This is a genomic window from Paenibacillus piscarius (genome assembly GCF_022234545.1).
Lineage (GTDB): Bacteria > Bacillota > Bacilli > Paenibacillales > Paenibacillaceae > Paenibacillus_AQ > Paenibacillus_AQ piscarius.
Window position 1 is genome coordinate 68,213 of the sequence record NZ_JAIEUI010000011.1, and the last position, 15,279, is coordinate 83,491.

The 15,279-nt window shown below is 58.8% G+C and carries 5 protein-coding genes; all 5 read right to left on the reverse strand.

The features are described 5' to 3' along the window. Positions 1 to 567: 567 nt before the first annotated feature. Positions 568 to 3,081: a GH36-type glycosyl hydrolase domain-containing protein gene (locus K1558_RS18160; protein ID WP_238653064.1), complete on the reverse strand. Its 2,514-nt coding sequence runs from the start codon at positions 3,079 to 3,081 to the stop codon at positions 568 to 570. Next, the gene (locus K1558_RS18165) at positions 3,078 to 7,241 is read right to left on the reverse strand and encodes a glycoside hydrolase family 2 TIM barrel-domain containing protein (RefSeq protein ID WP_238653065.1); all 4,164 of its coding nucleotides are present in this window, start codon (positions 7,239 to 7,241) and stop codon (positions 3,078 to 3,080) included. Before K1558_RS18165 ends, K1558_RS18160 begins: the two co-directional genes overlap by 4 nt. A gap of 2 nt (positions 7,242 to 7,243) precedes the next feature. Next, on the reverse strand, positions 7,244 to 7,909 hold the full coding sequence (locus tag K1558_RS18170; RefSeq protein WP_238653066.1) for a hypothetical protein: 666 nt from the start codon (positions 7,907 to 7,909) through the stop codon (positions 7,244 to 7,246). Between the two features lie 882 nt (positions 7,910 to 8,791). After that, complete coding sequence (locus K1558_RS18175; RefSeq protein WP_238653067.1) at positions 8,792 to 11,080, reverse strand: helix-turn-helix domain-containing protein; 2,289 nt, start codon at positions 11,078 to 11,080, stop codon at positions 8,792 to 8,794. An 87-nt stretch (positions 11,081 to 11,167) separates the two neighbouring features. After that, on the reverse strand, positions 11,168 to 15,244 hold the full coding sequence (locus K1558_RS18180; RefSeq protein ID WP_238653068.1) for an Ig-like domain-containing protein: 4,077 nt from the start codon (positions 15,242 to 15,244) through the stop codon (positions 11,168 to 11,170). Positions 15,245 to 15,279: the final 35 nt, after the last annotated feature.

Below are 15,279 nucleotides of genomic sequence, written 5' to 3' on the forward strand. Positions count from 1 at the left end.
AAAAACATAACTGAGAGATAAGTGAGAATGATAATCATTGTTGCAATAATACAACTATATTTCCTCAATGCAACTTATACCTATACTATACCACGCAGAGCGTAAAAGTAAACCCGGAGACAAGCCTGATTTTTAGGGAAAGAGGGTTGGTGTGGAGAAAGGGTATGGCTTGCTGGGAAGCGGATGAAGGAAGTGCGGGTTAGGGAGGGCGCTTGGGAATTGATGGAGATAATGAGGTTAATGAGGGCGTTCGAGCGGAGTGGCAGCTAGGAATATGAATTTGTTTAACGTCACTAACAGTAACACTTTCCACTTTCCGGCTTTCAGCTAATTCAAGTACACTTGTGCACCTCATTACAGCATAGCGTCCACTCATAGTAGATTCAAAGGGATTTATACACTTCATTGATCCAGCGATTATAAGCGGTGGGGCCCTGACCACACAGTTCCTTGTTAATTCAACCCGGCTGATCGTAGAACGCCAAAAAGTGTCCCGCCCGGCGCTACTGGGAGCCGATGGCGGGACACTTTTTATATACTGCTTATATACTCTGGTTCAGCCTGCAGCTACATTATGACTTCCACTTTCACTGATTGCTTGTGCGGGTACGCGGGGATGACTGTTCCTTCGAGCCGTTCGCCGTCCACCCGGATTTCCCGGACGCCTGAGCAGACATGGCTGTTATTCTTCACGGTAATCTCATACTCGCAGCCACGGAACCGCCGGGTGACGGAGAAGCCCTCCCAGGAAGACGGGATGCACGGGTTAATGGACAGTCCGGCCAGCACCGGCTTGATGCCCATGATATACTGCGTAGCGGCTACATACATCCACGCGGCGGTCCCGGTCAGCCAGGATACATTCGCCAGACCGAATCTGTCGGACTCGGGCCCGAACAGGTTCGAGGCATAGACATACGGCTCCGCCTTGTAACGCCAGATTCCGGCCTGCTCCATGGCGATGTTCGGGATCAGCTGGCGGTAATATTTGTACGCCTGGTCCCCTCTGCCCAGCATACACTCCGCAATAATCGCCCAAGTGTTGGCATGGCAGAAGACGGCACCGTTCTCCCCGGTTCCCTTGTTATAGTTGGTTAACGGATCGGCGGGATCGGGGAAGGTGGTGATCGACGGATGCAGTTTTTTGATGCCCAGCTCTGTATCGAGAATGTCGCACACACTGTCCATCGCCTTCAGCCCCTTGTCAGGCTCAGCCATCCCGGACAGGGTCGCCCAGGTCTGGGCATTGAGCCAGATCTGGGCCTCCTCATGCTCAGCGGTACCCAGATAACGCCCGTCATCCATCACCGCCCGCCGGAACCATTGCCCGTCCCAGCCCAGCGTGTTCACAAGTTGCTTCTGCTCCCCGTAGAGCCGGTCATAGTCAGCCGCATGCTCCGGGTAACCGGAGGCCGCCGCCAGATCCTTCATGCGCAGCAGCACCGTTCCGAACTGCATCGCTGTCCAGATACTCTCTCCCCTGCCCTCACGGCATACGCGGAAAAGCTGGTCATTCCAGTCCGAGCGCAGCATCAGCGGGAAGCCGTTCGGTCCCAGACGGGAGACGGTGAAATCCACCGCCCGCTTCAAATGTTCATAGAGCGGCGCTTCACCGCCGTCATAGAACGGAATATTTTCCTGGAGGAATGAGGCGTCCCCGGTCTCGGCAAGAATGTCCCATACGGCCAGCGCCGTCCACAGGTGATCATCCGAATGGATGCTGGTCACCGGGTCCCAGCCCTCATTCGGGAAAAAGTAATGATTCACATGCCCGTCCTGATACTGCTGCCCGAGGAGCAGACGGACTTTATCCTTGGCGGCCTCAGGATCGTAAGGTACGACTGCCAGAATATCCTGAGCGGTATCCCGGTAGCCTACGCCCCGGAAGGTGCCGGTGGCATAATACGAAATATTGCGCGAGAACAGGAAGTTCCGCTGCGACTGGTACGGATTCCAGGTGTTGAGCATACGCTGCGCATCCCGATCCGGCAGCTCACAATTCCACGCCCCCAGGTAACGCTCCCAGTTCTCCTGAAGCGCGGCGTAGGAACGGGTGACGAAATCCGCCTCCCGCGAATGGACGATGGCGCGTTCAATCTCGGCCTCATTCATCGCTGTCCCCAGAAAGAAGTTCACGGTGCGGGTCTCACCGGGCGCAAGCGTTACCCGGACCTGGAGTGCGCCGCAGGGGTCACCTCCCAGAATCGACGAACCGGTGCAGCCCCCCTGCTCAATAGCAGCCGGATTGGATTCGCTGCGGTAGCTGCCGATGAATTCCTCACGGTCTCCGTCATACCCGGCAAGCGGAGCATCGGACATCATATAGACGAGCGGGGTTTCGTCCGGCTTGGGCTGATTTTCCACCCCGTATTTGTAGATCAGCGCTTCCTTCTCATGGTACTGCACCGAGACCTGATGCTTGTTATAGCATTGCCATTGCAGCTCGCGCATGAATTCCATCATCCCAAACTCGGCGTAGGCATACACGTTCAGCTCCTTGACCTTACTGCTATTGTTCGTCAGCGTCAGATTCCAGATCAGCGAGTTCTCATAGGGCCCGACAAAATAAACCGTCTTCGCCGCCAGCTCATCCGCCTGTGCTTCAAACCGGGTATAGCCCATGCCATGGCTGCTCCGCCACTCCTGCGGCTTCTGAAAAGCCGGCTCAAACGTGGGACACCAGTAGCTGCCTGTTCCGGCATCCTGCAAGTAAATATACGGGCCGGAGCGGTCGGTGGGCAGATGGAAGAACCGGTAGCGGGTAATCCGCCAGATTTGCGGAGACTTATAGAAGGATAGTCCGCCGCCCGCATGGGACAGCATCGTATGGAAGGTCCCGTTGGATAAATAGTTCAGCCAGGGGGTCGGCATATCATGCCGCTTGAACTCCACCTCCCTCGCCTCATCGTTGAAGGCAAAATACTGGTCCAGCTCAGCAGTACGGGCAAGCATATTGTTCTCATAAAGCGGTTCTGCAGCCTGGTTACTCTGTGCGTCGACAGATGGGTCTACGGATGATGCGGATGGTAGCGGTTCGTTGGCGTTCATATCTGCCTGCTCCTCTCGATTGTTCTTACTCATTTGGGCTCTACCTCATCCATCGTCAGGCGGAACTCCAGATCATTCATATACGTGCCGTCTGTATTCAGGAATACCATGCCGAAGGCAATATCCTCCTGCGCTCCCCGGACGATGGCGATCAGGCGGTTGACCCCGCTGGCCAGCGTAATCTCCTGTTCAGGCTCAGGCACGCGGCTGCCATTCATATAGATCTCAAAAGCACAGGCCGAGTTCACCCGGAGTCTGCCGGTTCTTGTGCCGCCCTTGCTCACGCTGCCCAAGGCTGCATCCGCCGTCTCCGGCAGGTGTACGAAGCAGCTCAGGAACAGAGGGCGTCCTTCCGGTGAGGGGATGAGGAAGGTTCCGTCCGGGCGGCGTTCTTTTTTCTTCATCCAGCCGTATAAGCCTTCCCCTAAATTGTTCAGGGAGAACTCAGGGTCGGTATAGTAGTCCTTCATCGCCTCATAGTCGATGTGCGGCGGACAGAAGAGCGTCATGGCTGCTTCCACCGCCCACTGCGCAGCCTCCTTATCATGGAGCAGCAGCTCATCGGCGAAAGCAGCGCCGAGATTGGCGAGCAGGCGGGTGTAGAGCCTGAGGCTTTTGTCGCTGTCCGGGTCGGCGAGCAGCTGCGAGCAGAGGATTTCTCCTGCTCCGGCCGCCTGGCGGATCACAAAGGCCCCGGGAGCAGCGGCCTGGCGGCGGTTCAGCTCGACCAGCGCCAGCCGGCTGTATTCCGCCGTATGCTGCCCGGCGAAATAGTCCTTCCAGGCTGTGCCTTCGACGCTGGTGCACAGCACCTCGGCGTCCGGCACCTCCAGCCTGTACCCGGCCAGCTCCCGGTTGACGACATCCCGCGGCGAGAGATGCACCTTGTCGAAGCCGAACAGGTCGACCGGGCTGATGCCCTGCACGGCGGCGTGCGCATAGTCCGCCGCCAGATGATACGTCCCGTGCGGCGCGATGCGCACGGGAGCGTCCAGCAGGCGGGCGAGTGCCTCCTGCCCGCCGGGCTCTGCCGGCAGCACCAGCACGCTGCCGCCGGCCAGGGCCGCCTGGCGCACGGCTTCCGCCGCGCCCGGCGCGCCCAGCAGTGCGGCCTCCACGACGAGGAGGCCGGGGGTCAGGCCGGACAAGCCTGCGGCGCTGTCCAGCCTGTGGCCCTTGAGGCGGAGCTTGCTGAGCAAGGCCTCCGCCATTCCGCCGCTGCGGACCCAGGCCGCAGCGGACCTTGCCGCGGCTGGCGCCAGCGCGGCGGCGGCGGGCTCGGCTGCGGCGGATCGCGCAGCCGGGGGAGCGGCCGCGTGGACCGCGCGGCCCGCGTACTGCAGCAGGCTGCGCAGCAGCAGCAGGGCCTGGGGAACCCGCTGGAGATGATCCATAATCTCCAGCTGATTCGCCAGGAACATGCCCGCACCGCTGCGGTATTCGAGCAGCGGCGACCACAGATCGCCGCCGTCTCCGAAGTCCCCTGCGCTGCATTCCAGCAGCAGGGTGAAGTCGCCGGTGACCGGCTTCTCGAACGCCGCCCGGATGATCGGCAGCGGCCCGTCCTCGCGCAGCTCTTCATGCCAGTACATCAGGTCCTCCGCGCCTAATCCCCGGAGCACCGGATGCCCGTAATCCCCGGCATGTGCGCGGATGAATTCCCGGCGGGTCAGCGGCAGCCTGCCAAGAGAGAGATGAAGCTGCTCCAGCAGCAGCAGCCGGCCGCCCCGCTGCACGAAGCCCCTTAGCCTCCGGTCAAGCGACCCGTCCTTATCCTGCATTTTGCTGCCGACAATCAGCAGGGTTCCGGCCGCAAGCTTCCCTATAGCTTCCGGTTCTGCCCGGACCAGCGCGGGCACCAGCGTATGAATCTCCTGGAAGTCCCGGTCTGAGCCGATGTAGGCTGCGGACAGGGCGATCTCTACCGGCTCCGTCCGGCAGCTCCCGGACACCAGCCGGTAGCTTACCTCAAGCTCATGCATCAGCTCGCCGCCATGGAACAGCCGGGCGGACAGCGTGGTTTCTTCTTCGCCGGAGACAGCCTCCGGCATCCATTCCAAACGGATGCTCCGGCGCTGAGCAGGCTCATGACGGAAGCGGAAGGTCTCGCTGTGTAGCCTGCGCCCGCCCTGCATAATTTCATATTCGACCGTCACTTCCTGCGCTGACAGCGTATCGTTATAGACATCGAAGCTGCGGGAGATAGGCGCATCATCGAAGAAGCAGCGGTTGTATTCGGCAGCAATCAGGGTCACCGGCTTGAAGGCCGCGGCCATAATGGCAAAAGCCGGATTAGGTCTGTAGACCGGATACTCCTCCGGCAGCAGCCCGTTGTTCAGCGAAAGCGAATAGGCCGGAATTACAGCAGGCTTGGGGCCGGGTGTGGTCAGGTCGGCCTGCGGCAGCTTGATCTCCTGCTCCGGCATCGCCCGCATGAAGTAATGGACAAAATTAAAGGTAGAGATGCCTGATACGCCTTGCCGCCGTGCATATTCCACGAACAGCCGCTCCTTATGGGCCAGTCCGGCAGCACTTGCGTCCGAATCCTTATATACCTCCATTCCCGAGTACATGCTGCTGTTCTGCGGGCAGATGTACCACCAGCCGCCATGCTCGCCGAAGGTGAGCGGAACCTGCCGGTCCCACTGCGCGATGGTGCCGTCAATATTGTAATGACGGCTCTCTACCTCGGTCTGCTGCTTGGAGACCAGGCGGTTATCCCCCTCCACCATGACCGGACGGGTATCATCCAGCGCCTTCATCAGCTCAATCAGGCCGGGGATATGCTGCTTGTATTGATCGCGTCCGTCCACCCAGCGCATCTCGTTCTGCACACTCCACAGGATGACCGAAGGGTGATTCTTGTCCCGCTGCACCAGCCGCTGCACATGCGCGCGGCAATTGCCTATGAAATCTGGGTGGGCGGCATCCATGCTTTTGCTGGAGCCGTAGATGGCCGTCTCATCGACAATCAGCATCCCCTCCTCATCGGCAATCCGCAGATAATCGGACGGATACGGCTGCGCATGCAGGCGGATGCTGTTAATGCCCGCCTGCCGGCACATCCGGTACCAGTTACGGATATAGTCCTCTGTCTGCTGGGCCGCCCCCTGAAAATGCCAGGAGTCCCCCCGCAGATTAACAGGAATCCCGTTCAGCATAAATTGCGGACCTTCGCACCAGAACTCCCGGAAGCCGAAGGTCTCGCTCCGGCGGTCCAGAATCTCACCGTCCGCTTGCAGCACAAGCTCCAGCTCATACAGGACAGGGGATTCCGGGCTCCATAGTATAGCCTCCTGCCAAGGCAGGCTGAAGGCCGCTCCGCCCCACTCCCGGCTGCCGGTATTGACGCATAACTGCTTCCCGGCCGCAGCCTCCGCAGGGCGGGGCGTTACTGCCGCTTCCGCTTCAAGGACGGGCAGCGGCCGAGCGGACGCCGGCGGCTGCGACAGATGCGGCAGCTCTGCCAGTGCGGCGGGAACGCCGGACTTCCGCTCTCTGACCTGGAGGAGCACCCGCAATCCTTCCGGTGAGAGGCCATCTTCTTCAGCGCTGCTGATCAGAGCATCCACTTCCAGCCTTCCCTGCCGGACAGAGGTGCGGATCGTAAGGTCCTCCAGCGAGACCTGCGGATAGGCCTCCAGTACAACATCCTGCCAGATCCCCCGGGCGATTCTGCCGAACCAGGAGCCGGAGAGGCCGGTGATTTTGGTCTCCCCGGAGGGGAGCACCGCCGTGTCGAAGCTGCCGCAGACTACATGGAGCTGCTGCTCCCGGCCGGGCTTCACCAGCGCGGTGATATCCAGCCGCAAGGGCAGGAAGCCGTCCTCCCAGACGGCAAGCCGCTCGCGGTCCAGATAGATGGCCGCTTTTTGCAGAATGCCCTCGAACCGCAGTACGATCCGCTGACCTAGCATCGTCTCCGGCACCTGGAAGGAGCGGTGAAGCACCCCGGCTTCCGCTTCATTCCATTCCTCGGGGTATCTGTATACATCGAAGGGCTGGAACTGATACTCGGCGACTTCGCCGAATTTGCTGCCCGAAGGCGCAGTATAGCTGTAGCGCCAGCTTGATGGGACCTGTATTTTGCGGGCCTCGTATTGCAGTCTCTCCGGAAGCGCACGGCTGCGCGGCTGGTCATAGAGCGGCATGAAGTCCCACTCGCCATTGAGACATATAGATGTACGTAGCATAATCATTCTCCTTTTCCTGTATGGGGGCGGGGGATGGTTAGGACGGGCGTAAGCTTTTTCCAGATGGCCTGATCCGGCTCCATCTCACTCCATTTCCTGAAATGCGGCTCCATCACCTCACCCCAGTTCTCCGGCCGAAGATTCGTGGTCAGCTTCCCGGCGTACGGGGCAGGCTCCACCGTTGCAGGCAGCTCAGCATAGAAAAACAGCAGGTTCTCATGCAGCCCGATGATCCCGTACTTGTCGCCGTCTCCCGGGCGCTCCTCCTGATACTGGTAATGGTGATACACGTAGCTTGCGACCTGCTCCGGCTTCAGTGCCGCCACTCTTCCGTATGGGGTTCCCGCCATATGACTGCGATTCCAATGTTCTGCGGAGACCGGCTGCTGATAATGAAAAATATCCATCATAGGCATCCACAACCGGGGCTGCTCCCCTCCCGGCCACTCCTTGAGAATCTCTGCCGCGCCCTGAAATAACTGCTCCGGCTCCGCCTCCAGGCTGGTGCACTCATAGTACAGAAACAGCTCCTTGCCATCCTGAAAAATACTAAGCCGTTCAACGCCCAGCCTGTCCATGCGTTCATTCAGTAACTCGGTCTGTGCACTCCAGAACGCTGACGGATTAGCACCCTCCCGGCACTCAGCTCTATATAAACAACGTTGCATCGTGTCCCTCCAACCTTGTGTCTTCTACCCCTCTAGAGTACCGTATCCGGCGGGCCGATTCCTTGACGATCATGCCCTTCTTTAGCATAATAACGACATGCGAAAATGGAGGTATAAGCGGGGAATAGATACACTTGAGTGACTCATGCGCCGACGGTGCTATTCCAGTAACGGTGCTATTCCAGTAAATGTAGTGTACTAATCCCCTTCATCCGTGCGCTGAAGGTGGATTGGAGGAAATATGGTGTATTTATACACTTCATTCGCACGCCAACGGCGGATTTCCAGAAATGTAGTGTATTTATGCACATCATCATCCGCGCTCCAACGGTGGATTGACGGAATGTAGTGCATTTATGCACTTCATCCGCGCTCCAACGGTGGATTGACGGAAATGTAGTGTATTTATGCACTTCATTCGCGCGCCAACGGTGGAATGACGGAAATGTAGTGTATTTATGCACTTCATCCGCGCTCCAATGGGGGGGGATTGAGGGATTCGCGGATTGGGCGGTTGTGCTGGTTGACGGGTTCGCGGGTTCGCGGGTTGGCAGTTGGCAGTTGACGGGTTGGCGGTTGACGGGTTCGCGGGTTGGCGGTTGACGGGTTCGCGGGTTGGTGGTTGGCGGGTTGGTAGTCCGGTGGTTTGGCTGTTGGCAGTTCGCGGGTTGGCAGTTGGCAGTTTGGCCGAATATAGTATATTTATAGCCACGCCTACGCAGCAGCAAGCACACGAACAAGACGGCCGGGTCCCCGGCCGCCTTGTTACACACTTATCAGCTCCACTAACTATTCCTGCGACCAACTATCCTTGTAACCAACTATCCCCGTAGCCGTGCCGCTGCGCCCCCGCTAACACCACGCATCCACGCGCCCACGCGCCTAACCCTCCCCAGCACCATTACCATCACGGTCACCATTATGCAAGGGACTGCCCTGGGCTTTGCGGTATTCGCCCGGGGTGATGCCTTCGAGCTTCTTGAAGACGCGGATGAAGGACATGGGGTACAGATACCCCACGCGCTCCGCGACGCGCTGCACCGGCTCGGAGGTGCCGGCCAGCAGGCGCTTGGCCTCCTCCATGCGCAGGCGGGCCAGATAATCGACGAAGTTCTCGCCGATCTCCTCCTTGAAGATCCGGCTTACCGTCTTGGTGTTCATGGCGAAGCTGTCGGCAACATGGGTCAGGGAGAAGTCGGGATCAGCATAATTGCAGGCGATGAATTCGCGCACTTTATTGGCGAGCGTGTACTGCTCACGGTTCATCCGCAGGCTGCGCAGCGCCTCCTCCATCTCTTCCAGCGAAGCGACCAGCTCCCCGTGCAGCTCCTCAATCCATTCAAAAGACTCCGGCGAACGCGGAATCCCCCGCAGCCGCCCGCTGCTCCAGACTTCCTTCATCTCCGGCGGCAGTTCCCGCATCTCCCGGGACAGGCCGGTCTCCAGCAGCCTCAGCAACCGGACGATATCCTCCTTGGAGTAGTTGCCGCCTGCCAGCAGTTCAAAGATCCGCTCCATCTGTGGCTTCCACTCCGCGTTCCCCAGCCGGTAGAGCTGGGGAACGGCGCCGATGGCCTGAACCAGCACATCCATGCCTTCTGCCGGAGGCAGCGGGCTTCCGGCTGGCGCGGCATAGACGCGGTCCGGGCCGGCGGTGATTTTGCGCTCCAGCGCCCCCAGCGCCTGGCGGTATGCGGCTGATAAGCCGCTGAGACCGGCGGCAGGTCCGCTGATGCCGAAGGTGACCGTGAACTTGAGATGCTGCTTCACCCAGGAGCGGGCAGACTCAGCAATGATCAGCGGCTTCTCTACAATATTCGCTGACGCTTCATCCGCAGAGCGGCGGAACAGCAGTCCGAGCCGGCCCGGGCCGATCCACTCGGTCCACAGGGACACCCCTTCCTTCTCGGCGATCTCCTGAATTACACTGCGCAGCGTGAATTTGAACAAGGCCTGATCCCGGGCCGAGTAATCTGCGGCAAAAGCCTCATAGAAATCAATCTCGGCAATGCCCACCACCGCACCGGCGAGTTCACCATCCAGACCGATCCGCTGCGCTTCCCGGCTCCAGTTATCCGCCGACATCTGGCCGCTGTTCTCCAGCAGCTCCTTGAATAACTGATTCCGCCTGTGCAGAATCCCCTCGGCCTGCTGCTGCTCATAGCTGTTGGTCTGCTCAATCAGGCTCTCCAGCGCATGGCCGATGAAGGCGAATTCGTCACCTTCCCTGCTCTGCGGCTTGAGGCCAAAAGCCCGCTCCTCCCCGAAGGCGTAAATCCGGCTCATGACCTGCTCAATCGGACGGTAATTCCGGTGGCTGATATACGTCATGGCAGCGATGCCGCCAATGATTGCGGCGAACCCCAGGACCGCCCAGACATTAGAGAAGGCCGACAACAGAGAGAAGGCCTTGGCCCGCTCCATGCCTACCTCGATCGTCCAGCCGGTATAGGAGGATGTGCGGCTGACTGTCTGACGCTGAGCCTGCGGCCCGGAGCAGGCCTCTCCCCCGGCAAAAGCGCGCCCCGCCGCATCCTTCAGGCAGATTTCCGTATTCGCCATGTTCATCTCCTGAATCAGCGCCTGCAGCGACTGCTTCCGCACGTTAATGACAATCAGCCCCTGCTCACCGGAGAAATACGGCACCTGCTCCACCAGCGAAATGACTGATTTCCGCTGATCCTCACCGGGAAATAGCTGCAGCTCGCGGATTCCGCTCCAGACCGCACTGCCGGTATTCTTCATGGCAGACGCTATGAAGCTGCGGTCCCCGAAGTCCGGCAGACGGGAGGAGAAGTGCTGCATCAGTACCTTGCCGTCAGCTGCGCGGTATAGATAGACCGAATCAATCATCGGCAGCGGCGACATGAAATCCAGCAGTACCTCCGTTACCCCGTAATCGCGGTAAGGATCAAGCTTCCCCGGACGGTCAAAATAACTGCCCACCTGATCGTCCATCAGCAGGCTTTTGATCGTCATCGTCTCCAGATTGCGCAGGGTAGTATCAACAATCTGCAGCACATTCTCTGCATATACACCGTTTGCCTTCGAGGTCTGCCGCTCCATTGCTTCATTTAAGGTCACGAAGAACAGAATAATCAGGCAGAACACCACGGCAAACAGGATGGGCAGATAGGAAAGAATCAGTCGGTACAGCCATTTCTTATGCATCGGTGTCATCCCCTGTAAGTCCAGATGTTGGTGATCCTTTAAGGCTGCGGGTGCGGTCTACAGTACCGGATTCCGAAATGCAGGTGGTCAGTACCCCAGCTCAGTGCTGGCATTCCGGGAGACCAGTCCGAAGTACCCGGCTTCGCCAATCGCCCCGGCGGCGGTGTCCAGATAATTGAATACCTGCACCCCGTTAACCTTCAGGATCAGGCGTACACCCCCCGATTCTTGAAAAGCACCCAGCTGAACCCGTTTGCGCTCCCCAAAGGGCAGGAACGAATTAGGAATCGCCGGTCCGCCCAGGCTGGTCAGGCCCTCGATTGCGCCATAGATCACGGTCCGTACTCCGCTATTGAAGCGGTGCAGCTCAATGCCCGAGGCTCCAACGACCACCAGATACATGCTGCCGGTGCTGTAGTTCAGCTCCTTGCTCTGATTATTCAGCATCAGGGCATACCAGTTGGAGGAGCCGGGGCTGTCATTGATTTTCATAGTAAAATCCAGCAGCTCGTTCTGATACTTGCGGTTCTGGTAGATGATATGGCCGCCGGGTGCCCGCAGGGTCAGCGAATCCGTCCCGCTCTCCTTCAGCCCGTTGGCCGTTGCTGCTACATACCAGCCGTCCGGGTCCTGCACCTCGCCTTGCAGGGTATGATCGTAGGCACTCTCCTCATTCCATACCTTAACCTCATACTGCCCCTGCGTCACAGTGCCCAAATACTCCGTAGCGAGTGTCAGGGTGGCCGTGCCGGTCTGATGGGCCGTTAACAGGCCGTCTCCGCTGAGACTGACGATGGAAGGATCGCTGCTTGTATAGGTGACTTCATCTAACTCCTCACGGTTGCCGAACAGCGTCTCGCCATAAGGCTGCAATTGCAGGTCTGTACCTTCACGGATGTAAGCAACATGGCCGTCATGCCCCTCCAGCAGGACCGTGGACAGAGTGTCTCCCACGAACACATCTGTGCTGAGGGTGCGCAGCATGGAGCCATTCAGGATGCTCACTACAAGCTTCGTCTGTCCCTGGCTGAGCCCGGTGACCTCACCCCCGCTGCTGACCGAGGCCACTGCCGGATCGAGAATGCTATAGAGGAAGGTGCTGGACGCTGTACTCAGCGGCCGGTCTTTGCCGTCCAGCGCCTGAAGGGATACCTGCCCGCTTGCACCGGCGGCCAGCTTAAGCGGAGCAAGCCTCCAGCGGCTGACCTGCCCTTCAGCAATGGAGACGTATTGAGGCTGAAGCCCCGCCTGCTCCATAATGGTCAGCGCCTCCTGCGGCCATGCGGCATCCGGCTGGACCAGATTATTCTGAAACAGCACATTGCGCCCGTTGTTGGTGTATCCGCCGGTTGTCGTATAGTTGTTCACGAAATCCACATCATGGATGGTCGGCACATACGCCATCGCCCAGCGGAGCGGAGAATGCCAGAGCGGAGCGTCCTTCAGATCAATGACGTTGTGTTCAAATTTCCAATAGGCAGAGCCTTCGTCCGTGTAGAGAACGGCATTGCCGTCCATCTGGTTGCGGATGTAGTTGCCGCTGACCAGGTTTTTACCTTCGGCTGTGGCTCCTGTCGGGCCGAGACTGTAAATGGCACCGCCGTCCCGCAAACCCATGCCCATGAGGTCATAGATCAGATTGTTCTGAATTTTGACGTTGCGGGTGGCGGCATCAAACAGCTTATCCCAGCCGTAGCCGATATGCGTGCCGCTGTAAGGCAGATTGTACATTTCATTATGGCTGATATCCATATCCACCGGATACCCTGCCGATACGGCGGACGCTGATTTATAATCAATGCCGATATCGTGAATCACATTGTTCAGCACATCATTATTCTTCATCAGCAGCCGGTCGTCTGCCGGATGATAGATATTGCGGTCCGACGAATTTGGCTGGCCCACGTTCAGCGCGCTGCCGGAAATATCATAGAAGCGGTTGCCCTCGATCAGGCTGTTCTGAACACCGTTCTGCATCCGCACCGCTGTAATCCCCAGCTTGGTGAACTCGTTGCTGCGGAAATTCACCGTGTTCGCCAGCTCCAGCATCACCGCCGCATCGGTCAGCTCATCGGGGATGGACGGATAACGCAGATGGTTGTTCTGGGAATCGGAATGTCCCGCCGCCGTGCTGGGCCGGTTCCAGGTGGTATACATCCATTTCAGCCCTGCAAAATTCAGGTTGCGCACCGGCTCATCCGCTGATTCCCCGTAGATTGTAGCAAGCTGCTCCAGTACAGGAGCCACCACCTCTGCGGTGGAGAGATTCTCCCAGGCGCGCGGCTTGTAATACAGCATCCCTTCCTGGCGGTTATAGTACCATTCGCCAGGCTCATCCAGCAGCTCAAACGCATTCTCATAATAGACCGGAACGGTCGCTGAGGTTAACCCCCGGTTGAAGACCGCGCTGCGGCCCGGCTCCTGGAGCACAATCTGCGCTTTGCCGCCTGAGGAAGCGATAGACGCTACTTTGATCCGGGAATTCGTCCACAGCTCATTATATACAAGCTCCATATCGGGAATATTGCCCCACCCGGCCAGCTCCGGGTTATCGGATGTATAGCCGGTGGCTGTTTTGACCGGATTAACCAGCCCTGCCGTACTGCGGGCCCGGACCGCGCGGATACCGTCGACAAATAGCTGCCGGGTCTGAAGGCCGGTTCCTACGTTAGCCCTGTAGATCCCCTTGGCACTGTCGAACACTGCCCAGTCCGTGACGGACTGTCCGCCGCTGATGGCTGCCTGCTCTCCGGGATAGCTGCGGTAAGTAACAAAATAACCGTTCGTCCCGGAATCCTCAGGTGTGAAGGCCAGCGGCTCACTCAGCGTATAGGTGCCTTCCCTCAGGTTCACCACGATATCCGCGTCCATATCGTCATTCAGCAGGCGAACCGCCTCCTGCGCCCGGGCAATGGTGCGGAAGGGTGCTGCTTCTGTACCGTTATTGCTATCGTTCCCGTCAGGAGCGACATACAGCTCCTGACCAGTAGTGCGCCCGGTAACGGTGACATCCGTCTCGGCGCGGACGCTTCCGGTCTCATCGGTCACGAACACGGTTGTCGTTCCGGGGCTGACACCCGTCAATTCCCCGTAGCGGTCAATGACGGCGATGCTCTCGTCCTCCGTTCCCCACTGGATGCCGGTGTCGGTATTATTTTCGGGTGTTACCGCTGCCTGAAGCAGCACCCGTGAACCCGCGGGGACAGCCCGCGCCAGCGGAGCCAGCACGATCTCCGTGACCGGAGTCTCGTAGACGGCTACTGTCGCAGTGACGGCCGGAAGCCCCTCATTCGGCTGGGCCGTCACCACGGTCGTTCCCTGACGGATGCCTGTGACCAGACCGTTGCCGTCCACTGTGGCGACCCCGCCGTTACCGGAGGACCAGACAGCCGTCTGATCGGTAGCATCCGCAGGGGTGAACTGAAGAGGCAGGGACAGCTTCTCGCCTCTCCGCAGACTGTAGCTGTCCTGGGAAAAGGCCGCACTAAACGCCTGCTTGTATCCGCTTACAATAAAATTGTCAAAGCCGATCTTGCCGATGCTGTCTTTATAGAAGCCCATATAAAAGGAGGTTAAAGCCCCTCCCTCGGCCATCGGCTCCTTCGTCAGCAGACGGTTGCCGTCAATGGACAGATCGAAGGTATGGCCGCCGCCGTCTAGCGACAGACGCACCTCATGCCATACGCCTGCCGATACCGGCAGGACGGAGGTCCAGGAGCCGGCGCCTTTTTTCATATAGCTGAACGCCCCGTTGTTAATGGCGAACTTCACCAGCGGCACGGAACCGCTCTGCGGGGTGGGCAGATAGATCACGGCTCCGGTCTGCTCGGCTCTGAAGGAATAGCTGAACATGCTTCTGTACGTCACATCGGTAACGGTTCTGCTGATGCTGTAGCTGCTGGCAAGCTTGCTGGTCTGCTCCAGCTCCAGCAGCTTGCCGGGATACCCCTCCCACGCCTGCACCCCCACACTCACTCCCTGGGGAGGTGTCTTAATCGTCCATCCGGCCGGCTTCGCACCGGTGCTATACGTCTCAAAGGTCTCTTCCAGCCTGTAATCACTATCCGCCCGGGCAACAGATCCAAGGTCTGCCGGGAGAAGGCCCAGCAGCAGCACCATAATGATAGCGTATACAAAAAACGGTTTCCGGCTTGATTGTCTCATAATAGCCACCTTTCCGTATGGAAGCAAGTATTGTG

Excerpts from the sequence above, each read along its gene's own strand:
- K1558_RS18180 (WP_238653068.1), bottom strand. The coding sequence starts at position 15,244 with ATGAGACAATCAAGCCGGAAACCGTTTTTTGTATACGCTATCATTATG.
- K1558_RS18175 (WP_238653067.1), bottom strand. The coding sequence starts at position 11,080 with ATGCATAAGAAATGGCTGTACCGACTGATTCTTTCCTATCTGCCCATC.
- K1558_RS18165 (WP_238653065.1), bottom strand. The coding sequence starts at position 7,241 with ATGCTACGTACATCTATATGTCTCAATGGCGAGTGGGACTTCATGCCG.
- K1558_RS18160 (WP_238653064.1), bottom strand. The coding sequence starts at position 3,081 with ATGAGTAAGAACAATCGAGAGGAGCAGGCAGATATGAACGCCAACGAA.
- K1558_RS18170 (WP_238653066.1), bottom strand. The coding sequence starts at position 7,909 with ATGCAACGTTGTTTATATAGAGCTGAGTGCCGGGAGGGTGCTAATCCG.